Genomic DNA, 22,645 nt, shown 5'->3' on the forward strand with positions numbered 1-22,645 from the left:
ATTGAGACCAAATAGGGCCTCGTCCGGTACTTTTGTGTCATTACCTGCTGCACAAATATCAAGGAACATAGGGGCCCGTTGCCGCATACTTTTTTAGCACGTTAACTCAGAAGATTTCCGCAATGCCCAATACTGTCATCTCCGGTTTCACCCACAACTTCCTAGGCAAGGCGCCGGTCTGGTACAAACAGGTCATCCTGTTGTTTCTGGCTGCCAACCCGATCGTGATGTATCTGCTGGGGCCGGGCGTCGCGGGATGGCTGTTGATCGCCGAATTCATCTTTACCCTGGCCATGGCGCTGAAGTGCTACCCGCTGCTGCCTGGCGGACTGCTGGCGGTTGAATCCCTGCTGATCGGTCTGACGACGCCGGATGCGGTTTATCTGGAAGTGCTGACCAATTTCCCGGTTATCCTGTTGTTGATGTTTATGGTGGCGGGAATCTACTTCATGAAGGAGCTGTTGCTGGTTACCTTCACCCAGATTCTGGTGGGCGTGCGTTCAAAATCCGCCCTGTCCCTGCTGTTCTGTATCGTTGCTGCGATCCTGTCCGCGTTTCTGGATGCCCTCACGGTAACCGCGGTCATCATCAGTGTGGCTGTGGGCTTTTTCTCGGTCTATCACAAGGTGGCCTCCGGCAAGGGTTACCACCACGGTGATCACAACGCCAACAGTGATGAACACGTCATCGAGCTGCACCGGTCGGACCTGCAGAAATTTCGTGGATTTCTGCGCAGCCTGTTGATGCACGGTGCTATCGGTACAGCACTGGGAGGGGTGGCAACCATGGTGGGTGAGCCCCAGAATCTGCTGATTGCCAAGGTTGTAGGATGGGACTTTGCCAGTTTCTTCGTGCACATGGCGCCAGTCAGCCTGCCGGTGTTGGGCGCCGGGCTGGTGACCTGCTGGTTGCTGGAGAAGCTGCGCTGGTTCGGTTACGGAACGCGGCTGCCGAAACCGGTTCGCCAGGTGTTGGAAGAATTCGCCGAGAACGAGCGCTCCAAGCGCACCAAGGCCGATCAGGCTGCCCTGTGGGTCCAGGCTGTTGCCGCAGCCATTCTCGTGGTGGGTCTGGCATTCCATCTGGCCGAAGTGGGGCTGATTGGCTTGCTGGTCATCATCCTGATCACCTCGTTCACCGGTATCACCGATGAGCACCAGATTGGCAAGGCGTTCCAGGAATCCCTGCCTTTTACCTCACTATTGGTGGTGTTTTTCGCCGTCGTTGCCGTGATTCATGAACAGCACCTGTTCAAGCCGATTATTGATTACGTGCTGTCCCTGCCAGAGAGTCAGCAACCGGGTATGTTCTTCATCGCCAACGGCATTCTCTCCATGATCAGTGACAATGTTTTCGTGGCCACCGTGTACATCAGTGAGGTAAAGCAGGCGCTGGATGCGGGCAGCATCAGCCAGCAACACTTTCAGAATCTGGCGGTGGCGATCAATACCGGTACCAATCTGCCAAGCGTCGCCACGCCGAATGGCCAGGCGGCCTTCCTGTTCCTGCTGACCTCGGCCATCGCCCCACTGGTACGCCTGTCCTATGGGCGGATGGTGGTCATGGCGTTCCCCTATACTCTGGTAATGGGCGGGGTAGGCCTTTACATGGTGGTCAACCATATCTGACTAACCGTTCGTCATTTTGCGGTGGCTGTCAGTGCACAATTTTTCTGGTCTGTTAATCTTCCATCAAACAGACAAAATAAAATTGGACTCCATGCACAGCCGCTCAATCAATGTCGCCGACAGGGTCTTTTCCCGCCACTTCAGGGACCTGAACTGGTTAGCCCTGTTTTTTGTAGTTTTTCTTTTCAGCACGACAGTGGCCAGCGAGGAACCGGCCGAAAGGGCCGCCTCGCCGAAAACCCTTCGAATTGCCTACGTCGAATTTCCGCCGATTACCTATCAAACCAACGATGGCGAGGCGGCGGGCAGCTTCATTGAAATCACCCGCAAGGTAGCCGAAGAAGCCGGTTACACCCCGGATTTTATATACCTGCCTGTAAGCCGGGTCTATCTGTACCTGAGTAAAGGGCAGATCGATGTCTGGCCCGGATTGACGGAGATTCCGAGCCTTGGCGGCGAAGTACTGGAAAGCTGGGTCAGCCCGATGCCGATTCAGCTGAGTGCCTGGTACATTGAGGGAAGGGAGCCACTGGAGCACTTCAGCCAGCTCCACGACAAGACCGTGATTGTGATCGGGGGCTATACCTATGCCGGATTGATCAACTGGCTGAACCAGGTCGGGAACATCCGGGTCACCGAAGCGCCCAATCATCGTTCCGCCATTGACATGCTGAAGCGCAAACGCGGTGATTATCTGCTTGATTATCGCCAGCCGGTGCATGAAGTCCTGAACGAACCCTCGGACCATATGATACGGGAATCGGAAGTGCGCACCCGCAATCTGGCATGGCTGTTTTCACTGGCCAGCCCCCGCGCAGCGATACTTCGGGATGAGTTCGATGATGCCTACCTGAGGCTGGTAGAGTCCCGGGAAGTGCCCGAGGTGCGGACACTGGCACCAGGGTTCGTTATTCCGGGTTTTCCCGAGAAATACCGGTAGCGTCCGATGGGAGTATTCCCGCAGACAGACTGATATCGCCGTACCAGGCGGTAGCGGTTTCGCCAGTGTTATCCGAATCCGACATGATGGCAATGCCCACCAGAGGGGGCGGTGCCTCACCGAAGGCCTTACGGTAATCGGCGACAATATCCCGCTCCACCGTTACCCACTCGCCCACCTGTCCGGTGCCGGAATTGACCGCGACCATCATGGTCTTGTCGGTGTAGGGGTTCGGCACGATATCGCCCTTCGGCAAGGCGTTGGCCCAGATGTAGTTCAGGGCGTTGCCGGGCAGGGTCTCACCGAACACCACTTCCACAGCCTTGCGTTTGGCCCGTTCGAAGAAGCCGGCTTTGTCGGGCTCAAACGCGAAGGCCACATAGATACGCGCCGGATAATCATCGCCGGATTTCTCCCGGGCATCCCCTTTCTCGAATACGTTGGAGACTTTCCATCGCCAGCTCAGGATCAGCGAATCCGATGGCGTCAGGTCCAGCCGGGCAATCAGGCCGGAAGCACCGCCTGCGGTTTGCGCCCGAATCACCTGCACGCCGCTTTCGGTGACCAGTTCATAGCGGGAATGCTGATCGATTTTGGGAAATTCCAGCGGTTCCCAGCTGGAACTCGGGTCCAGCGACTGAATCTCTGAAAACGCCGGAAGCACGGTGCTGTCTGCAAGCGCGACGGGCACCAGCCACGAGCCACAGGCAAGCAGTAAACCAGGTAACAGTAATCTCAGCGCTATCGGGCGCACAAAATGTCCCCTTCCCAGAAGTCGTTTGGTATTACCGGGGTGACAGCCCGAACGCTGAAAAGTGCCGGATAAGGAGGCAAAAAGCGACTATTGAGTTGCCAACAGCCGAATCGCGCTGGCGGCGGCTGCCGTTCGGTTCTCAACTCCCAGTTTGCGGAACACCTGTTCCAGGTGTTTGTTCACAGTGCGGGGGCTCATATCCAGAATCTGGCCGATTTCCCGGTTGGTTTTGCCGTTGGCAATCCACAATAGTACATCCGATTCCCGCAAGGTCAGTTGGAAGCGTTCCCTGAGCGCGGCCGCTGCGCTGTTCTGATTCTGGGGCGTTTTCAGCCGAAGCAGGTATTCGCGATCGTCCACCAGGGCCAGGTATTCCACCGAACGGGGTGTATCCATGATCCTCAGCGGCATGCTGTGTCCCGGCTCCAGGCTATGGCCAAGCCACTCTTCAAGCCGGGATTTTACCTCGTGGAATTCAGGGTGATTGCTGTCCGGCAGGCACCGGCATACCTGGGGGGTGCCCCAGAGCAGATTGCCTTCACGGTCTACGGCAAACAGGTTCTGGCCCGCGGTATCCAGGGCGCAGCGGGCGCTCTTGGTCATCCGGGCATTGGTCAGGTGCACGTCCATGCGTGCGAGCAGTTCTGTGGTGTTGATGGGTTTGTTTACGTAATCCACGCCACCGGCGCTCAGTCCCATCACCACATGCTCGGTATCGCTCAGGCCGGTCATGAAAATAATGGGAATGTCGGCAAAGGCCGGATTTTCCTTCAGTCTGCGGCAGGTTTCGAAGCCGTCCATGTGAGGCATGAGGGCGTCCATCAGCACCACATCCGGGGTAATGTTACGGCTGATGGTCAGTGCCTGGTTGCCTTCAAGCGCTACCAATACTGTCATGCCAGCCTCTTCCAGGGCATCGTTAATCATTCGAATGGAGTCGACTGCGTCATCCACGACCATCACAACGGTTTTCTGGTCATCATGAAGCTTCATGTTCGGCTACCTCGAGTAATTCAAGAATTTTTTCAAACTGGAAATCATTGGTGAGCTGGGTCAGCTCGTCGGTAAAGCGCTCAACCGCCTCGCCCTGGTGCTTCAAGTCGTGCAGGGCTTCCAGCAATCCCTTGCGGTGACCGATGCGGGCGAGAGCCGCCAGCGCCTGACGATGCGCCATGGTCGGAAGAGGCAGGTCGCCGGTATCCGATACCGGAATGGCTGCCAGTGGCTCGGCGCTTTTCTCGAATCGCCACTCGAGCTCAAGCACCCGGGCGATGGTGTCCAGCAGCAGGTTGAGCCGCACCGGCTTGATGATGTAGCCATCGTGCAGCCGGGGTGAGTCGACCGAGTGGTGGCCTTCATTGGCATCGGCGGACACCATCACCACCGGCATCGTATGCGTGTCCGCCCGTAACTGCTGCAGAACCTCCCAGCCAGTGTATCCGGGCATTGAGACGTCCAGAAGGACGAGGTCCGGGCGCTTGGCTTCAACCGTTTCCAGAACCTGAAGAGCATTGCCGATGTCGAAGATTTCGAAGCCAAGGGGGGACAACATGGCTCGCATGACCTGACGGTGTGAGATGTCATCGTCCACTAGCAGGACTTTGCGCCGGGTGCCCTCGTAGCCGTAAATCCGGCGGGCCGGTGCCGAGATGGAACGGGGGCTGGCGCTGTGCAGGCTGGAAAGCATCAGGCTGACCTTGAAGGTACTGCCTTGGCCGGGCTCGCTTTCCACGCTGATGTCGCCGCCCATGATCTCTGTCAGCAGGCGGGTGATGGTCAGGCCGAGGCCGGTTCCGACACGGCTCTCTCCGGGCAGCCGTATGCGTTCGAAGGGGCGGAAAATCCGCTCGATGTTTTCTTCGGCGATACCCTCACCCGAGTCCCGTACGGTAAATTCCGCCACCTGGCTCCGGTAACGCAGAGTCAGGGAAACGCTGCCCCGGTCGGTGTATTTGATGGCGTTGGAAAGCAGATTGATCAGGATCTGGCGCAGGCGTTTCTCGTCCGTGGTCACCATTTCGGGCAGCGGGTTTGGGCAGTGGTAATCAAAGGCCAGTCCTTTCTCTTCGGCCTGCAACCGGAACATGGTCACCAGCTGCTCCATCAGCAACCCGATGCGCACTTGATCCCGGTGAAGGTCCAGGCGCCCTGCTTCGATCTTGGAGATATCCAGCAGCCCTTCAATCAGGTCGGCGAGGTATTCGCCACTGCGACGGATCACACCCAGGGCCTCCTTGCGATGGGCAGGCACCGTTTCATCGTTTTCCATTAGCTGGGCGTAGCCCAGGATGGCGTTGAGTGGTGACCGGAGCTCGTGACTGATTCCGGTCAGATAACGGCTTTTCGCACCGTTGGCCGCCTCGGCCTGCTCCTTTGCCTGTTGCAGGGCCTGGTCCGTGCGCTCGTGCGCGACGATCTCCTCCATCAACAACCGGGTTTGCCGTCCGGATTCTTCCTCGGCCACCACCCGGCTTTCATGGGCCAGGACAAACAGCCAGCAGACCACCCCGGTGACAATCAAAAGGATAAAAAAGACTTTCCAGAGGGTAACCGACAGCAGCAGGGCCTCAGGTGCCGAAGCCACCGGTGTCTTGGAGTGGATCAGCCATAGCAGGAGCCCGGACAAACCGTTGATCAGAAACAGGAGCGTCAGGAAGTGGCCCAGTCGGGAGTGCAGGCGGCTGAGCACCGACTGGGGCAGCAGCTTGCCGAGAAACTGCTGGAGTTGCTCCTGATAACCAGCACCGGGCTTGCAGGCGTCGCCACAGCGGGCATCCAGTGAACAGCACAGAGAACAGATGGTGCCATCGTAGGCCGGGCAGGAAGTGACGTCTTCCGGCTCGAACTTGTGCTCACAAATGGTGCATTGCACCAGCTGATGGTCCGTCGCCAGTGGAACAAAGGGGCGAGCCGTATAGAACCGCCCTCCCGTCTTCCAGGCAATCAGTGGGGCCGTCACCAGAGCAGCACCCAGAGCAATAAAGTGGGATAACGCCTGGGCCACGTCACCAAGTACACCGGAATGACAGGTAATGCCCACCACCGAAGCAATAACCATCGCACCCACGCCCACCGGGTTGATGTCGTAAAGATGGGCCCGCTTGAACTCGATGTGCCTGGGGCTGAGCCCCAGTGGCTTGTTGATCACCAGGTCGGCCACCAGTGCACCGACCCAGGCGATAGCGATAATGCCGTAAAACCCGAGGGTTTCCTCCAGTGCGCGATAAACCCCCAGCTCCATTACCAGCAGAGCGATACCCACGTTGAAGAATAGCCAGACCACCCGGCCGGGGTGACTGTGGGTCAGACGGGAGAAGAAGTTTGACCAGGCGATGGAGCCAGCGTAGGCGTTGGTGACGTTGATCTTGAGCTGGCACAGAATGACAAAGATGCCCGCCATCGCCAGGGATATCTCCGGGGAGTGGGTGATGTAGCTGAACGCCACCAGATACATCTGGGTCGGATCCGCTGCCTCTGCGGCCGAGATGCCTTGGTTCAGGGCCAGCACAGCCAAAAAGGAGCCGGCCAGAATTTTCAGCATGCCAATGACGATCCAGCCCGGACCACCGGACATGACCGCCAGCCACCACCGGCGTTTCTCCGCCTGGTTCTGGGGTTCCGGAATAAAACGCAGAAAATCGACTTGCTCGCCAATTTGGGCAATCAGCGAGAACACCACAGCGGCGGCGGCACCGAACATCACCACATTGAGGCCCTGACCGGCGTTCACACCCAGACCGTCAAACTGAGTCCAGTCACTGATGGAGGAGGCATCGGCGTAGATAATGAACACAAAGGGAGCCAACTGCAGGAGAATCCACACCGGCTGGGTCCAGACCTGGAACCGGCTGATGGTGGTAATGCCATGGGTGACCAGGGGAATGATCACCACCGCGCAGATCAGGTAACCGAGCACCAGGGGGATATCGAACAGCATCTCCAGCGCCATAGCCATGATCGCCGCCTCAATGGCAAAGAAGATGAAGGTGAACGACGCGTAGATCAGCGAGGTAATGGTGGAGCCGATATAGCCAAAGCCCGCACCTCGGGTGAGCAAATCAATATCCACCCCGTAGCGTGCGGCGTAGTAGCTGATCGGGATAGCGGTGAGGAAGATCACCAGACTGACCATCAGAATGGCCGCTACGGCGTTGTCGAAGCCATAGTGAAGGGTGATGGCACCGCCAATGGCTTCCATGGCAAGGAACGAGATGGCTCCCAAAGCGGTATTACTTACGCGTGCCGCAGACCAGCGCCGGGCACTCTTGGCGGTAAAGCGCAGGGCGTAGTCTTCCAGCGTCTGGTTGGCGACCCATTGGTTGTAACTGCGCCGAACCCGGAAAATGTTCTGTCTTGCGGCCATTGCTGCCTTGCCTGTGTAACCTGGGGAGGTGCCCGGTTTTAGTGCGGTTTTTTGGTTCAGCGCACCGGACCTGAAAGTATGATCAAGTTCCGTGCCATAGCCTGGTGCGCCAGAAGAAACAGTCACATTTATTTCGTGTACCTGCGTTTTAGCCTGTGTGGCCGGGGACCGGAATGCGTCAAATGACGTAGTGCGCTGGGGTGAATGCCGAATGGGCAGTCATGAGGGGGCCGAGCAGAATGTTTGTCGTGGGCGCTGTGCTTTCGGAAGGAAGCGCGGTACCGGCTTTCAAACACTGCGAGGAATCACCATGGGTACGACAGATACAACCGCCAGCGAGCGGTCGTTTGGCAAAGGACTGAGGTTTCGAAAGAGCCTGATGACACTGGCGGCGTCCGTCATGCTGGCCACTTCCGCGCAAGCGGCTACGCCGAGCACGGCTGAAGTCAACACTACCGGACTGGCTGTTACTGACGACACGGTCACGGTGGGCATCCTGCACTCCATTACCGGCACAATGGCCATCAGTGAGATTGGTTCTGTTCAGGCGGAAAAACTCGCCATTGATCAGATCAACGCCGCGGGCGGCGTGCTCGGTCGGCAGATTGACTTTGTTCAGGAAGACGGAGCCAGCGACTGGCCCACGTTTGCTGAAAAGTCCCGTAAGTTGCTGCGCCAGGACAACGTTGCAGCCATTTTCGGTGCTTGGACCTCGGCATCACGTAAAGCGGTACTGCCGGTCATGGAGCAGTACAACGGCATGCTCTACTACCCGACTTTTTATGAAGGTCTTGAGCAGTCTCCGAACGTAGTTTATACCGGCCAGGAAGCAACTCAACAGATCCTTGCCAGTCTTAACTGGGCCGCAGAAACGAAAGGCGCGAAAAGCTTTTACCTGCTCGGATCGGACTACATCTGGCCGCGTACCTCCAACAAGATTGCCCGTAAGCACATCGAAGACAAACTGGGCCTGAAGGTTTCCGGTGAAGAGTACTACCCGCTGGGCCACACCCAGTTCAACTCGGTTATCAACAAGATCAAGCTGCGTAAGCCCGACGTGATCTTTGCCTCGGTCGTAGGTGGCTCCAACGTCGCCTTCTACAAGCAGATGAAAGCGGCCGGTATCGATTTCACCGATGAGAAGCCATTGCTGCTGACCATCTCCGTGACCGAGGACGAAATCCGCGGAATCGGTGGTGAGAACGTTGACGGCATCTACGCCTCAATGAAGTACTTCCAGAGCCTCGATAATGCCAACAACAAAGAATTTGTTGCGGCCTTTAAAGAAGCTTACGGCGATGACATGGTCATCGGCGACGTTACCCAGGCGGCCTACCTCGGCCCATGGTTGTGGAAAGCAGCGGTTGAGAAAGCCGGCTCCTTCGATATCGACAAGATCCGCGAAGAGTTCGCAGGCATCGAGTTCAAGAAGGCGCCAGAAGGCTACGTGCGCATCCACGAGAACCATCACCTGTGGTCCAAGACCCGTATCGGCCAGGCTCAGCTAAATGGCCAGTACAAAGTTGTCTACGAGACCGAAGAACTGATGGAACCCGATCCTTTCCCGGAAGGTTACCAGTAAGGCCGGATAGCCGGCGCCTTCGGGCGCCGGCATCCATTGTCGTTACAACGCAAAGCACGTTGGTTTGAACGGGAGATAGGGTCATGTTTGATGGCTACACCAGCAGTGAATTGATGTCGATATTTGCCATGCAGGGGTTTGCCGGGCTCTCCCTGTTTTCAGTGTTCGTACTGATGGCCCTGGGCCTGACAATCATCTTTGGTCAGATGGGAGTAATCAATATGGCCCACGGGGAGTTTATGATCCTCGGTGCCTATACAACCTATCTGACTTCGGGCTTTTTCCAGTCTTACCTTCCAGGCCTTTTCGGCGGCTATTTCTTTGTCGCTATGATCCTGGCCTTTTTTGTCTGTGCCGCATTAGGGGCACTCGTAGAGTGGCTCATGATACGGCACCTCTATCACCGACCTCTCGATACCTTGCTTGCGACCTGGGGCCTCAGCCTGATCATGCAGCAGGCTTATCGCTCCATCTTTGGCGCCCGGGAAGTGGGTGTCGATTTGCCGGAGTGGATGCTGGGCGCATTCAATGTCACCGATCTGGTTCAATTGCCGATTAACGGCCTGTTCGTAATGATCATTGCGCTTTCTATTGCTGTCGGGCTTTACCTCCTCATGTACCGCTCCGGTTATGGCAAGAAAGTACGCGCTGTGGTGCAGAACCGCCCCATGGCCGAAGCAGTGGGTATCAACAGCGCTGGTATCGACCGGGCAACCTTTGCCCTTGGATGTGGCATCGCCGGTGTGGCGGGTGCTGCGTTCACCATGATCGGGTCAACAGGCCCCTCCTCCGGCCAGGCCTACATCGTTGATACCTTCCTGGTGGTGGTGTTTGGTGGTGCGCAAAGCCTGATTGGCACGATTGTTTCGGCCTTCGGCATCTCCCAGGCCCAGTCCACCATGGAGTTCTTCCTCAGTGGTTCCATGGCCAAGGTACTCACCCTGCTGGTCGTCATCGGCATTCTGATGCTGCGTCCCGAAGGACTCATGGCCCTCAAGGTCCGTCGTTAGGAGATTGTGATGAAAACTTCATCCCCAATGAAATGGTTTGCCACCCGCGAGGGACTGTATTACCTGGGACTGGCGGCGCTGCTGGTCATCATATTGCCGCTGATACTGGATCCGTTCCGCCTGAACATGGTGGGCAAGTACCTCACTTATGCCTTCGTCGCGGTTGGTCTGGTTATGTGCTGGGGTAAAGCCGGCATCCTCAGCCTGGGCCAGGGTGTGTTCTTTGGCCTGGGTGGCTACTGCATGGCCATGTTTCTGAAACTGGAGGCGTCCACACCGGAAGCGACCGCCATCCAGTCAACCCCCGGTATTCCGGACTTCATGGACTGGAACCAGCTCACCGCACTGCCCTGGTTCTGGGAACCGTTCCACAGCTTCTCCTTCACCCTGATTGCGGTCATCGGTGTGCCGGTTCTGCTGGCCTTCGTCATCGGCCTTGCCATGTTCACCCGACGAGTGGGTGGTGTGTACTTCGCGATCATCACCCAGGCCATCGCCGCGGTTCTGACCATCCTGATTATCGGGCAACAGGGCTTCACCGGTGGCGTAAACGGCATTACCGATCTGCAGACTCTGAAGGGCTGGGATATCCGGACCGATGAGGCCAGAACCACCCTGTACTTCGTCTGCGTTGGCATGCTGTTCCTGTGCCTGTTCGTGGCGCGCTTTGTTCAGAACAGGAAGCTTGGCCGCATCCTGGTGGCCATGAATGCCCAGGAAACGCGGGTGCGTTTCTCCGGCTATGACGTGGCCGCCTTCAAGATTTTCGTGTTCTGTCTGGCCGCGGCTTTTGCCGGTGTCGGTGGCGCCATGTTTACCCTGATCGTGGGCTTCATGTCGCCGTCGTTCATTGGCATCGTCGCCTCCATCGAGATGGTCATCTTCTGTGCCCTGGGTGGCCGGTTGTCCATCCTTGGCGCGGTTTATGGCGCGCTGCTGGTGAATGCAGCCAAGAGTGGTTTCTCCGAATCCTTCCCGGAACTCTGGCCCTTCGCCATGGGTGCCCTGTTCATCGGTGTGGTACTGGCCTTTCCGAATGGCATGGCCGGTCTTTACCAGAGTTATGTCATGCCCCTGGAAGACCGCCTCTTTAAGCGCAACAAGGGTCAAAAGCTGGACACCAAGCCTGCTGAAAAAGCCGCTGAGCCAAAGCCGACCGCTGAGAAGACCGATGATTACGATCCGATGATCGATTCCTATAGCCCGGAGAAATCGTGATGAGTGCAGCCAAAAGCAAAAGCGGTGATTTCCTGCTGGCGGTCGAAGGCCTGACCGTATCTTTCGATGGCTTCAAAGCCGTGGATGACCTGTCGTTCTACCTCGATCCCAAGGAAATCCGGGTCATCATCGGCCCCAACGGCGCCGGCAAAACCACGGTTCTGGACCTGATTTGCGGCAAGACCAAAGCCACCACGGGGTCCATCAAGTTTGCCGGCAAGGAACTGACCAAACTGAAGGAACACCAGATTGTTCATTCCGGTGTGGGTCGGAAATTCCAGACGCCCTCGGTGTTCGAGGACCTGACCGTGTTCGAAAACCTCGAAGTGTCCTACCCACAGGGCCACAGCGTGATGGGTGCCCTGGCGTTCAAGCGGGACAAGGTGGTCATTGAAGCGGTGGAAGAAGTGGCCGAAACCATCTTTCTCATGGATGTCCTGAACGAATCGGCGGCGTCGCTCAGCCACGGCCAGAAGCAGTGGCTGGAAATCGGCATGCTGCTGATCCAGAAGCCGGACCTGCTGATGCTGGATGAGCCGGTGGCGGGTATGTCGGTCACGGAGCGCAAGAAAACCGCTGAACTGCTTCGGGTGATCACCAAGGACCATACGGTGTTGGTGATCGAGCATGACATGCAGTTTGTTGGCGACATTGCCGACCGGGTGACGGTCATGCATCAGGGCAAGGTTCTATCGGAAGGGTCCATCGAGCACGTGAAGTCGGACCCGAAAGTCATCGAAGTCTACCTGGGGCACTGATCATGCTGAGCATCAAACATCATTCGGTGGCCTACGGCCAAAGTACCATCATCGAGGACCTGAACCTCGATGTGGAAAAAAACGAGATCGTCGCGGTGGTTGGCCGTAACGGGATGGGCAAGACCACCCTGATGAAATCCCTGGTGGGCATGACCCCCACCAAGGGCGGTGAAGTCAGCCTCGATGGCACGGACCTTTCGCGACTCAAGAGCTTCCAGCGCGTCCGTGCCGGCATTGGTTTTGTGCCTCAGGGCCGGATGATTTTTCCCACCCTGACGGTGCGGGAAAACATTGAGACCGCCCTGGCTGCCGTGGGCGAGAAGAAGGTGCCGGAAGATCTGTACGAGATGTTCCCGGTACTCAAGGAAATGCAGAACCGGCGCGGCGGCAACCTGTCCGGCGGCCAGCAGCAACAGCTGGCCATCGCCCGGGCACTGGCTACTCGGCCTAAAGTGCTGCTGCTCGACGAACCCACCGAAGGTATCCAGCCCAACATCATCAAGGAGATTGCCCAGACCCTTCGGCGTATCCGGGATGAGCGTGGCCTGTCGATTGTGGTGTCGGAGCAGGTGCTCAGCTTCGTGATGGATGCGGCGGACCGGATTCTGGTGATTGAGAAGGGGGCCATCGTTCACGAAGAGAGCCGGGCCGAAGCAGACCAGGACAAGATCGCCAGTTATCTGGCGGTTTGATTGATTGAGTAATAGGAGACGAACAATGAGACACGGTGATATTTCCAGCAGTAACGATACCGTCGGCGTGGCGGTGGTGAACTACAAGATGCCCCGGCTGCATACCAAGGCCGAGGTGTTGGACAACGCCCGCAACATTGCGGAGATGATCAAGGGTATGAAGGTTGGCCTGCCGGGCATGGATCTGGTGGTGTTCCCGGAATACAGCACCATGGGCATCATGTACGACAACGAGGAGATGATGGAAACCGCGGCCACCGTTCCCGGTGACGAAACCGCTATCTTCTCTGCCGCCTGCCGCGAAGCCAATACCTGGGGCATCTTTTCGCTAACGGGTGAACGCCACGAAGATCACCCGAACAAGGCGCCTTACAACACGCTGATCCTCATCAACAACGAGGGTGAGATCGTACAGAAGTACCGCAAGTGTGTGCCCTGGTGCCCCATTGAAGGCTGGTACCCGGGTGATACCACCTACGTGAGCGAAGGCCCCAAGGGCATGAAGATCAGCCTGATCATCTGTGACGACGGCAACTACCCGGAAATCTGGCGCGACTGCGCCATGAAGGGGGCCGAGCTGATTGTTCGTTGCCAGGGCTACATGTACCCGGCCAAGGAACAGCAGGTGATGATGTCCAAGAGCATGGCCTGGGCCAACAACTGCTACGTGGCAGTGGCCAACGCCTCCGGCTTCGATGGCGTTTACTCCTATTTCGGCCACTCCGCCATTATCGGCTTCGATGGCCGTACCCTCGGGGAGTGCGGCGAGGAGGACATGGGTATCCAGTACGCCCAGCTTTCCGTCAGCCAGATCCGCGATGCCCGCAAGAACGACCAGTCCCAGAACCATCTGTTCAAGCTGTTGCACCGTGGCTACACCGGCGTGCATGCCTCGGGTGATGGCGACAAGGGCGTGGCGGACTGCCCGTTCGAGTTCTACCGTACCTGGGTGATGGATGCCCAGAAGGCGCAGGAAAACGTCGAGGCCATGACCCGCAAGACCGTGGGTACCGCCGAATGCCCGGTGGGCGACCTGCCCGCAGACGGCAAGGAAAAATCCGCAGGGGCTTAAAGCCGGGAGGCGCCAGTGCCGTTTATCAACGAACGGCTGGAAGCCAACCGGGAATCCATTGAAAAGGACCGGGCCGCCTCAGGCCCGGTTCGTGCTTCCCGGTTCCGCTTTGAGCCAGAGACTGTCATGTCCCGCCTGCGGGACAACATTGTTGGCCAGGACGACGCCCTGGCCGCCATGGAAGCCATGCTGGTGCGGGTGAAAGCCGACATCGGCGAAGACAACCGGCCGCTGGCGGTGCACCTGTTCCTGGGCCCTACCGGCGTCGGCAAAACCGAAACCGTTCGCCTGATCGCTGAAGCCATTCATGGCAACCGGGATGGACTGTGCCGCATCGACATGAACACCCTCGCCCAGGAGCACTACGCCGCCGCACTCACCGGCGCGCCGCCGGGCTATGTGGGCAGTAAGGAAGGCCACAGCCTGTTCGATCTGGACAAGGTACAGGGCTCGTTCAGCAAACCCGGCATTGTGCTGTTTGATGAAATCGAGAAAGCCAGCAAGGAAGTGGTGCGCACGCTGCTGAACGTGCTGGACACCGGCCGGCTGGTGTTCCCCTCCGGCAACCGGGAGATCGACTTCCGCAATACCCTGATCTTCATGACCAGCAATGCCGGGGCCCTGGAAGCCGAGACGCACGAACAGCGTTACCAACGGGGTTGGCGCCGCTGGCTCGGGTTATCGCCCGGCAAGGGCGAGGACATCCGGGATACCGCCCTGCGCCGGCATTTCGACCCGGAATTCCTCAACCGTATTGACCAGACCCTCACCTTCAATCGCCTCACCGACAACTGGCTGGAATCCCTACTGGACATCGAGCTGGCGGGCCTGAATCGCCGGTTGGCCAAAAAGCATGCCGAGTTGTCGCTGTCGCCGGAGCTGCGCGAGGAACTGTGCCGTGGCTACGACGCCCGCTATGGCGCCCGGGAAATGCTGCGGGCGTTCCGGCAGCGCCTGGAGCCGGCGATTGCCCGGGCTTTGCTGGCGTACCCGGATTGCCACCGGTTTGAAGCCAGCGTGAAAAACAGAGAGGTCACCGTGAACCAATACGTCGAATGACGTAGGTACCGGGGGCATTTCGCGAATACCTCCCCGGGGCCGGATTTCGGATAGTGAAGCTGTTACTTCAACGTGTAAGCCAACAATACCTAGGAGCCTCCGCTATGGCTGAAACCATTATCAAGATCGATCTGAACAAGTCGGCCTACGAGAACGACAAAATTCACAACCGCTGGCACCCGGACATTCCGCTGGTGGCGACGGTTAAGCCCGGCGACGACTTCATCGTGGAGTGCTACGACTGGACCGGCGGCCAGATCAAGAACGATGACAGCGCGGACGATGTGCGCGATGTGGATCTCAGCCAGGTGCACTTCCTGTCTGGCCCCATTGGTGTGGAAGGCGCGGAGCCCGGCGACCTGCTGGAAGTAGACATCCTCGACATCGGCACCTTCGAAGAGAGCCAGTGGGGTTTCAACGGCTTCTTCTCCAAGCAGAATGGTGGTGGCTTCCTGACCGAACACTTCCCGGAAGCCCAGAAGAGCATCTGGGACTTCAACGGCATGTTCACCAAATCCCGCCACATTCCCAATGTGGAATTCGCCGGCCTGATTCACCCGGGCCTGATCGGCTGCCTGCCGTCCAAAGAGTTGCTGGACACCTGGAACAAGCGTGAGGCTGGACTGGTCGCCACTGACCCGGAGCGGGTGCCGGAACTGGCAGCCCTGCCCAACGGCGATACCGCCCACATGGGTAAGATGACCGGTGATGCCGCCAAAGCCGCAGGCGCCGAAGCGGCCCGCACCGTTCCGCCCCGTGAGCACGGCGGTAACTGTGACATCAAGGATCTTTCCCGTGGTTCCAAGGTTTACTTCCCGGTTTACGTGGACGGTGCTGGTCTCTCGGTTGGTGACCTGCACTTCAGCCAGGGCGACGGCGAGATTACCTTCTGTGGCGCCATCGAGATGGCTGGCTGGATCCACCTGCGGGTGAACCTGATCAAAGACGGCGTGAAGAAGTACGGCATCAAGAACCCGGTGTTCAAGCCCAGCCCGATCAAGCCCCGTTACGACGACTACGTGATCTTCGAAGGCATCTCGGTCGACGAAGACGGCGGCCAGCATTACCTGGACGTGCACGTGGCCTATCGCCAGGCCTGTTTGAACGCCATCGAGTACATGACCAAGTTCGGCTACACCAAGGCCCAGGCCTACGCCATTCTGGGCTGTGCACCGGTGGAAGGACATATCAGCGGCGTGGTGGACATCCCGAACGCCTGCGCCACCCTCTGGCTGCCAACGGGCATCTTTGACTTCGACATCAACCCTTCTGCCGACGGGCCGAAGAAGATGGTCAGCGGAGGAATGGACGTACCGCTGTCGAAAGATAAGGAGTAACCGCCATGCCTGTGTATGACTACAAGTGTCGTGACCATGGCTTGTTCAACACACTGGCGACCATGGATGACGCCGCCAAGCCGGCGGAGTGCCCCACCTGCAAGGTGCTGTCGCCCAGAGTGATTGTGTTGCCGCCGGAAATTGCGGCCATGGACCCGGCAAAACGCAAGGCCCAGGACAGGAACGAACGTTCCCGCCACGAGCCGGTGTTCTCAACCGCCGACCGACGGGCGAACGACAAAGAGCACAGCCGCAGTTGCGGTTGTGGTTCCCCCAAACCCGGTAAGTCGATGCTGTTCTACACCGCCGACGGGAAAAAAATGTTCCCCTCCATGCGGCCCTGGATGATCAGCCACTGAGTAACTGAAGTAACGTCTGTCACGTGTTTGGCCCCTTCCGGGGCCTTTTTTTTTGCCCCGCCTTGTCCCTCCTTTAAATCGTGTATATAGTGCTTTCATCCTTGGTCAACTACCAGATGTTGTTTTTTTGAGCATCTCGGTATCGGGAATCCGGTGAGAATCCGGAACTGACGCGCAGCGGTATTGGAGAACGAGCGTGGCATCAAGACACTGGCAAGGAGCCCCTACAGGGGCTCCGAACCGGGAAGTCGCCACGCAAGGCCGAATCGAACGATTCACGCTCCTGAGTCCGAAGACCTGCCAGGGATATAACTGCACCTTCGCGTCTTAAGGTGAGCAGATCGGTAGTGCCTGCCCGTCTCTTGGGCAAGGTTTGCCCCTGCGTACGCGATGGTGCAAGGAACCTAACGCGTATTCAGGAGTACAGACATGTCCAACTCTGCCCTGGCTGAACCCCAGCCATCCGCCCCAACCGACACCGAATCCCTGCAGGTCATCAAGCGCAACGGCACTCTCGTTGGCTTCAACCCGTCCAAGATCACCGTCGCCGTCATCAAGGCGTTTCTGGCCGTGGAAGGGGACAAGGCCGCCGGCTCCGCCCGCATCAACGACGCCGTGCACCGGGTCACCGAACAAGTAGTCCAGGCCATCAGCCGGCGTTTGAAGGCTGGCGGCAAGGTCCATATCGAAGACATCCAGGACCAGGTGGAACTGGCGCTGATGCGCGCAGAAGAACAGAAAGTCGCCCGGGCCTACGTGCTGTACCGGGAAGAACACGCCCGGCAGCGCGCCCACGACGATCCGATGGAAGCCCACCCGCACCTGACCGTGAAAAAAGCCAGTGGCGAGATCGCCCCGCTGGACCTGGGCCTGATGAAACTGCAGGTGGAGCAGGCCGCTACCGGCCTGGAAGGCATTGACGGTGATTCCCTGGTCGAAGACGCGTTGACCAACCTGTATGACGGCATTGCCGAGGAAGACGTGCTCTCTGCCCTGGTAATGACCGCCCGAAGCCGCATTGAACGGGAGCCGGACTACAGCGCCGTCACCGCCCGACTGCTGCTGGAACAACTGCGGCTGGAGAACGCCAGCGCGTTGAGCTTATCCACAGACCTGCCGCTGGCGGAGATTTATCCACAGGCTTTGAGGGCCTTCATTGCCGCCGGCATCCGCTACGAATTACTGGACGAAGCGCTGGCCGAGTTTGATCTGGAGCGCCTGGGCGCCGCCCTGAAACCGGAGCGTGACCTGCAGTTCGGCTTCCTTGGCCTGCAAACCCTGTACGACCGCTACTTCCTGCACTGGAACAAAGCCCGCCTGGAACTGCCCCAGGTGTTCTTCATGCGCGTGGCTATGGGCCTGGCCCTGCGGGAAGACGACCCGAATGCCCGCGCCATCGAGTTCTACAACCTGCTCTCTTCGTTCGACTACATGGCCTCCACCCCAACGCTGTTTAACAGCGGCACCCGCCACTCCCAGCTGTCGTCCTGCTACCTCACCACTGTGGGTGATGATCTGGAAGACATCTACGGCGCCATCCGCGACAACGCCATGCTCTCGAAATGGGCCGGTGGCCTGGGCAACGACTGGACGCCGGTGCGTGCGCTCGGCTCCCACATCAAGGGCACCAACGGCCAGAGCCAGGGCGTGGTGCCGTTCCTGAAGGTGGTGAACGACACCGCTGTGGCGGTGAACCAGGGGGGCAAACGCAAGGGCGCGGTGTGCGCCTACCTGGAAAGCTGGCACCTGGACATCGAAGAATTTCTGGAATTGCGAAAGAATACCGGTGACGAACGCCGCCGCACCCACGACATGAACACCGCCAACTGGGTGCCGGACCTGCTGATCGAACGCATGCGCGAAGACCGGAACTGGACTCTGTTCTCCCCTAGCGACGTACCGGATTTGCACGACCTCTACGGCAATGAGTTCCGCGAACGCTACGAGCATTACGAGGCGCTGGCGGAGCAGGGCAAGATTGCCCTTTCCAAGACAATTCCGGCCAAACAGCTCTGGCGCAAAATGCTCACGGTGCTGTTCGAAACCGGCCACCCGTGGATCACCTTCAAGGACCCCTGCAACCTACGTTCGCCCCAGCAGCACCTGGGCGTGGTGCACAGCTCGAATCTGTGTACCGAAATTACCCTGAACACCAGCGCCGATGAAATCGCCGTGTGCAATCTGGGCTCAGTGAACCTGGCTGCCCACATCGTCAATGGCGAGCTTGACGTGCAGCGCCTGGAGCGCACCGTGACCACCGCCGTGCGCATGCTCGATAATGTTATCGACATCAACTACTACGCGGTGCCCCAGGCCCGCAACTCCAACCTCAGGCACCGCCCGGTGGGCCTGGGACTGATGGGTTTTCAGGATGCGCTTTATCAGCTGGGCCTGCCCTATACCAGCCCGGAAGCGGTGGAATTCGCGGACGTGGCCATGGAGCAGCTCAGCTACTTCGCCATCCGTGCCTCCGCAGCGCTGGCGGGAGAGCGGGGTGCCTACGACAGCTACGAAGGCTCCCTGTGGCAGCAGGGAATCCTGCCCATCGATTCCATCAGCCTGCTCAAGAAAGCGCGCAGGGAAGGGGACATCGCCGTCAACACCAACGCCCGGCTGGACTGGACCCCGGTGCGGGACCTGATGGAGAAAAACGGCATGCGCAACAGCAACGTGATGGCCATTGCCCCCACCGCCACCATCTCCAACATCGTGGGCGTGTCCCAGTCCATCGAGCCGGCGTACCAGAACCTGTTTGTGAAATCGAACCTCTCCGGTGAGTTCACTGTGGTGAACCCCTCACTGGTCCGCGATCTGAAAGCCGAAGGCCTGTGGGACAACGTGATGGTCAATGACCTGAAATACTTCGATGGCTCCGTACAGCAGATCGACCGCATTTCACCTCAACTGAAAGCCCGCTACGCCACCGCGTTCGAGATTGACGCCCGCTGGCTGGTGGAAGCCGCTGCCCGCCGGCAGAAATGGCTCGATCAGGCCCAGAGCCTGAACCTGTATATGGCGGAACCCAGTGGCAAGAAGCTGGATGCCCTTTACCAGCTGGCTTGGGAGCGTGGTCTGAAAACCACCTACTACCTGCGCTCTCTCGGTGCTACCGGCGCTGAAAAAACTGCCCCGGTTGCTGCACCGCAGCCGCAGGTGTGCAGCATTGATGAGCCGGACTGCGAAGCCTGTCAGTAATCCCTTACTTCACCTTCAGGAGGCACAACCATGCTGGACTGGGACGACGAACTGAAAACCGAACGCAAACCGGCCGCGAGCAGCGGCCCGGCCCCCGTGAACGTGGACGACAAACGGGTGGTTAATGGCAACACCGACATCAACCAACTGGCACCCTTCAAGTACCCCTGGGCCTGGGAGTACTTCATGAACGCCAACAAGAACCACTGGACCCCGCTGGATGTGAACATGGCCCAGGACGTCCACGACTACCACCACCGGCTGACAGCACCAGAAAAGCATGTGTATGAAAACGTACTCGCCTACCTCACTACCTCCGACATCCTGGCGATGCGCAACATCGGCCTTGCAGTGATGGAAAAAATGAGCGCGCCGGAACTGCAGATCTACCAGGCCCGGCAGGTGTACGAAGAGGCCATGCACACCTGGGCGTACCAGCACTGCATCGAAACCCTGAACCTGGACCAGAGCGAGATCTACAACCGCTACCGCGTGGTGCCGGCCATCAATGGCAAGATCCAGATCGCCAATCGCCGGCTGGACGCCGCCATGCGCCCGGACATGAACCTGCGGAACAAGGACGACCTGCAGGAATTCATCATGTCCTACCTGTTCTTCGCGGCCGTCTTCGAAGGCACCTGGTTCTATAACGGCTTCAGCCCCATCTTCGCTCTGCAGCGCCGTGGCCTGATGCGCGGCACTGGCGAACAGCTGCAGTACATCCTGCGGGACGAAGCCATGCACTTCTCCTTCGGCCTGAAGGTGGTCAACCAGATTGTGGAGGAGGAAAACATCGCCTTCGATCCGAAAGCCGTGCGGGAAATGTGGGACGAATCCGAAGCTGCAGAAACCGCCTATGCCAATTACATCCTGCGGGATCCGATTCTGGGTTATTCAGCGGAGTATCACAGCGAGCAGTTCCGCTTCGTGGCCAACCGCCGTGCCCGCACCGTGGGCCTGGACGAGCCATTCCCCGGCGCGAAAAACGTCTCCCCCTGGCTGGACGAGCAGGCCACTATGCGCAAGGAGAAGAACTTCTTTGAGACGAGGGTGATTGAGTACCAGACCGGAGCGCAGCTGGAGTGGTAGAGGCTTTGCCCCGGAGATCAGCGACAAATGACGCAAAACTCCGGGGTACAACTGCAACCCATTGAGTTAACTGCATAAATTAGCGAGGGCTTCGTGATTAAAAGACAGAGAACCTTCGCAAATAGAAGACAAATGACGCCTATTTCCACGGGGCGTTTCCTTGGTCTATGCTGTACCACATTGATTTATAAAACTTATAGCGAAAGGATGGCGAAAGCTGCTACGGAAATAGGCGCGGGCGGGATATATGTCATTTGTCGCTGAATTAGCTGTTAGCTGACCATCAGGATATATACATAAAACGAGGAGAGTAGAGTGATTAAGAACTTCGAAGAGATAAAACTGCAGCTCATGGAGCTCTCCGATATCGTAAATAGCTTTAAGTCGGAAGCCGTCCAGCTAAGAATAGTTGAATTGGTTTTTGGCATGGAGGCTGAGCACGAGCAAGATGATCAGGATGAAACACCCGAAAAACCCAGGAAAAAAACTGCACGCAGAAAACGCGCAGCTAAGAAACCCGAGGAAGATACTCCCAAAAAGACCAGCAGCAAAAAGGCAAACGGCCAGGGAGCTGTTGCAACACTGACTAAGCTCGTTGACGATGGTTTTTTTAAAGAGCCGAAGTCTATTGGAAATATAGTCGAGCACTGTGATCATAATTTAGCTAGAAAATTTAAAGCTAATGAGTTTTCCGGGAAGCTGGGCAGGCTTGTACGAGAGGGTACATTGACCCGGACTAAAAACTCAGAGAACCAGTATGAATACCAAAGTAAATAATTCGCTGTTGGATCTATCTCTTGCGAATGTATCGAAGACATTCAGGCAAAAGCTTATTGATACTTACCTTGATATTAAGAGGTCGTGCGTTGAATCTGACTTTGAGGCTGCTGGGTTGGCCGCAGGTAAGTTCTGTGAGGTGTTGATACGGCTGTTGCAGCATGAAGTAACCGGTTCGCATACTCCTTTTGGGAAGCCAGTGCCCAATATGGCGGATGAGTGCAGAAAGATTATTACCGCTTCGAACAATAGCGTTCCGGAATCTGTGAAAAGCATAATCCCTCGCGCTTTAGTATTCCTATACACCATGAGAAATAAGCGTGGTATAGGACATATTGGTGGAGATATTGACGCAAATCGAATTGATGGTGCGACGATAGCGAGAACCGCAGACTGGATTCTTTGTGAGTTAATTCGTGTATTCCACAAAATGCCAATAGAGGAAGCGCAGGATTTAATCGACGGTATATCGGTAAAGAGTCTCCCGATTGTCTGGGAAGTTGCAGGAAAAAAGCGGGTTCTGAAGGACGGCCTAAATGCGAAGCAAAAGGCCCTCTTATTGCTTTACTCAGAAACTGAATCGGCAGTACTTACAGAAGACCTATGCTCTTGGATTGAATATACCCCGAGTATGTTTGCAAAAAGGGTGCTAGATGACCTTCATCAGAAAAGGCTGATTGAATATGATCGAGAATCTGAGCTCGTCTACTTGTCCCCAAAGGGAGCCAAGGTCGTAGAAGATGAGCTCCTGTGAAGAGAAAAGTAGCTAACAAGGCCAGGCACGGCGACGTCTACTACATTGCGGCTTCGCC

At 57.6% G+C, this 22,645-nt stretch carries 18 protein-coding genes and 1 riboswitch; of the genes, 15 read left to right on the forward strand and 3 right to left on the reverse strand.

Features of this window, described 5'->3' with window-relative positions; all coding sequences use genetic code 11:
* Window positions 1-122: 122 nt before the first annotated feature.
* Together nhaB and BKP64_RS15450 are read left to right on the forward strand one after the other, a co-directional pair.
* Window positions 123-1,628 carry a sodium/proton antiporter NhaB gene (nhaB, locus tag BKP64_RS15445; RefSeq protein WP_070972092.1) on the forward strand — a complete coding sequence of 502 codons (1,506 nt, stop codon included), beginning with the start codon at window positions 123-125 and terminating at the stop codon, window positions 1,626-1,628.
* Window positions 1,629-1,719: 91 nt separating this feature from the next.
* Window positions 1,720-2,568 carry a substrate-binding periplasmic protein gene (locus BKP64_RS15450; RefSeq protein ID WP_083329322.1) on the forward strand — a complete coding sequence of 283 codons (849 nt, stop codon included), beginning with the start codon at window positions 1,720-1,722 and terminating at the stop codon, window positions 2,566-2,568.
* On the opposite strand, the gene BKP64_RS15455 is transcribed toward BKP64_RS15450, so the two are convergent.
* The 3 genes from BKP64_RS15455 to BKP64_RS15465 form a co-directional block, all read right to left on the reverse strand.
* Window positions 2,537-3,283, reverse strand: a complete 747-nt coding sequence (locus BKP64_RS15455) for a DUF3047 domain-containing protein (RefSeq protein WP_070973719.1) — start codon at window positions 3,281-3,283, stop codon at window positions 2,537-2,539. The two genes, BKP64_RS15450 and BKP64_RS15455, sit on opposite strands and share 32 nt — an antisense overlap.
* A 126-nt stretch (window positions 3,284-3,409) precedes the next feature.
* A complete protein-coding gene (locus BKP64_RS15460; RefSeq protein WP_070972095.1) occupies window positions 3,410-4,315 on the reverse strand; it encodes a response regulator transcription factor in 906 nt (301 codons plus the stop codon).
* Window positions 4,302-7,685 carry a hybrid sensor histidine kinase/response regulator gene (locus tag BKP64_RS15465; protein WP_070972098.1) on the reverse strand — a complete coding sequence of 1,128 codons (3,384 nt, stop codon included), beginning with the start codon at window positions 7,683-7,685 and terminating at the stop codon, window positions 4,302-4,304. Before BKP64_RS15465 ends, BKP64_RS15460 begins: the two co-directional genes overlap by 14 nt.
* Window positions 7,686-8,085: 400 nt before the next feature.
* On the opposite strand from BKP64_RS15465, the gene urtA reads away from it, so the two are divergent.
* The 13 genes from urtA (at window position 8,086) to BKP64_RS15530 (ending at window position 22,587) form a co-directional block, all read left to right on the forward strand.
* Window positions 8,086-9,267 carry an urea ABC transporter substrate-binding protein gene (urtA, locus tag BKP64_RS15470; protein ID WP_227515598.1) on the forward strand — a complete coding sequence of 394 codons (1,182 nt, stop codon included), beginning with the start codon at window positions 8,086-8,088 and terminating at the stop codon, window positions 9,265-9,267.
* 83 nt (window positions 9,268-9,350) lie between these two features.
* Window positions 9,351-10,277, forward strand: coding sequence for an urea ABC transporter permease subunit UrtB (gene urtB / locus BKP64_RS15475; protein ID WP_070972104.1), 927 nt, complete (start codon window positions 9,351-9,353; stop codon window positions 10,275-10,277).
* 9 nt (window positions 10,278-10,286) lie between these two features.
* Entirely contained in the window at window positions 10,287-11,495 is a 1,209-nt protein-coding gene (gene urtC / locus BKP64_RS15480) for an urea ABC transporter permease subunit UrtC (protein ID WP_070972107.1), read from the forward strand.
* Window positions 11,495-12,253 (forward strand): urea ABC transporter ATP-binding protein UrtD, encoded by a 759-nt coding sequence (gene urtD / locus BKP64_RS15485; RefSeq protein ID WP_070972110.1) that lies wholly within the window; start codon window positions 11,495-11,497, stop codon window positions 12,251-12,253. Before urtC ends, urtD begins: the two co-directional genes overlap by 1 nt.
* A gap of 2 nt (window positions 12,254-12,255) precedes the next feature.
* Window positions 12,256-12,945, forward strand: coding sequence for an urea ABC transporter ATP-binding subunit UrtE (gene urtE, locus BKP64_RS15490; RefSeq protein WP_070972114.1), 690 nt, complete (start codon window positions 12,256-12,258; stop codon window positions 12,943-12,945).
* A 25-nt stretch (window positions 12,946-12,970) separates the two neighbouring features.
* Window positions 12,971-14,017 (forward strand): aliphatic amidase, encoded by a 1,047-nt coding sequence (locus tag BKP64_RS15495; RefSeq protein ID WP_070972117.1) that lies wholly within the window; start codon window positions 12,971-12,973, stop codon window positions 14,015-14,017.
* A 15-nt stretch (window positions 14,018-14,032) separates the two neighbouring features.
* Window positions 14,033-15,076, forward strand: coding sequence for an AAA family ATPase (locus BKP64_RS15500; RefSeq protein ID WP_070972120.1), 1,044 nt, complete (start codon window positions 14,033-14,035; stop codon window positions 15,074-15,076).
* Window positions 15,077-15,180: 104 nt separating this feature from the next.
* On the forward strand, window positions 15,181-16,413 hold the full coding sequence (fmdA, locus tag BKP64_RS15505; RefSeq protein ID WP_070972123.1) for a formamidase: 1,233 nt from the start codon (window positions 15,181-15,183) through the stop codon (window positions 16,411-16,413).
* A 5-nt stretch (window positions 16,414-16,418) separates the two neighbouring features.
* Window positions 16,419-16,772 carry a zinc ribbon domain-containing protein gene (locus BKP64_RS15510; RefSeq protein WP_070972126.1) on the forward strand — a complete coding sequence of 118 codons (354 nt, stop codon included), beginning with the start codon at window positions 16,419-16,421 and terminating at the stop codon, window positions 16,770-16,772.
* An 85-nt stretch (window positions 16,773-16,857) separates the two neighbouring features.
* Window positions 16,858-17,091: riboswitch (cobalamin riboswitch) on the forward strand.
* 110 nt (window positions 17,092-17,201) lie between these two features.
* Window positions 17,202-19,967 carry a ribonucleoside-diphosphate reductase subunit alpha gene (locus tag BKP64_RS15515; protein ID WP_070972129.1) on the forward strand — a complete coding sequence of 922 codons (2,766 nt, stop codon included), beginning with the start codon at window positions 17,202-17,204 and terminating at the stop codon, window positions 19,965-19,967.
* 30 nt (window positions 19,968-19,997) lie between these two features.
* Window positions 19,998-21,056, forward strand: coding sequence for a ribonucleotide-diphosphate reductase subunit beta (locus tag BKP64_RS15520; protein WP_070972132.1), 1,059 nt, complete (start codon window positions 19,998-20,000; stop codon window positions 21,054-21,056).
* Between the two features lie 315 nt (window positions 21,057-21,371).
* Window positions 21,372-21,833, forward strand: coding sequence for a hypothetical protein (locus BKP64_RS15525; protein WP_070972134.1), 462 nt, complete (start codon window positions 21,372-21,374; stop codon window positions 21,831-21,833).
* Complete coding sequence (locus BKP64_RS15530) at window positions 21,814-22,587, forward strand: hypothetical protein (protein WP_070972137.1); 774 nt, start codon at window positions 21,814-21,816, stop codon at window positions 22,585-22,587. The genes BKP64_RS15525 and BKP64_RS15530 overlap by 20 nt, the downstream gene beginning before the upstream one ends.
* The last annotated feature ends 58 nt before the right edge of the window (window positions 22,588-22,645 follow it).

The sequence above is a fragment of the Marinobacter salinus genome (assembly GCF_001854125.1).
Taxonomy (GTDB): domain Bacteria; phylum Pseudomonadota; class Gammaproteobacteria; order Pseudomonadales; family Oleiphilaceae; genus Marinobacter; species Marinobacter salinus.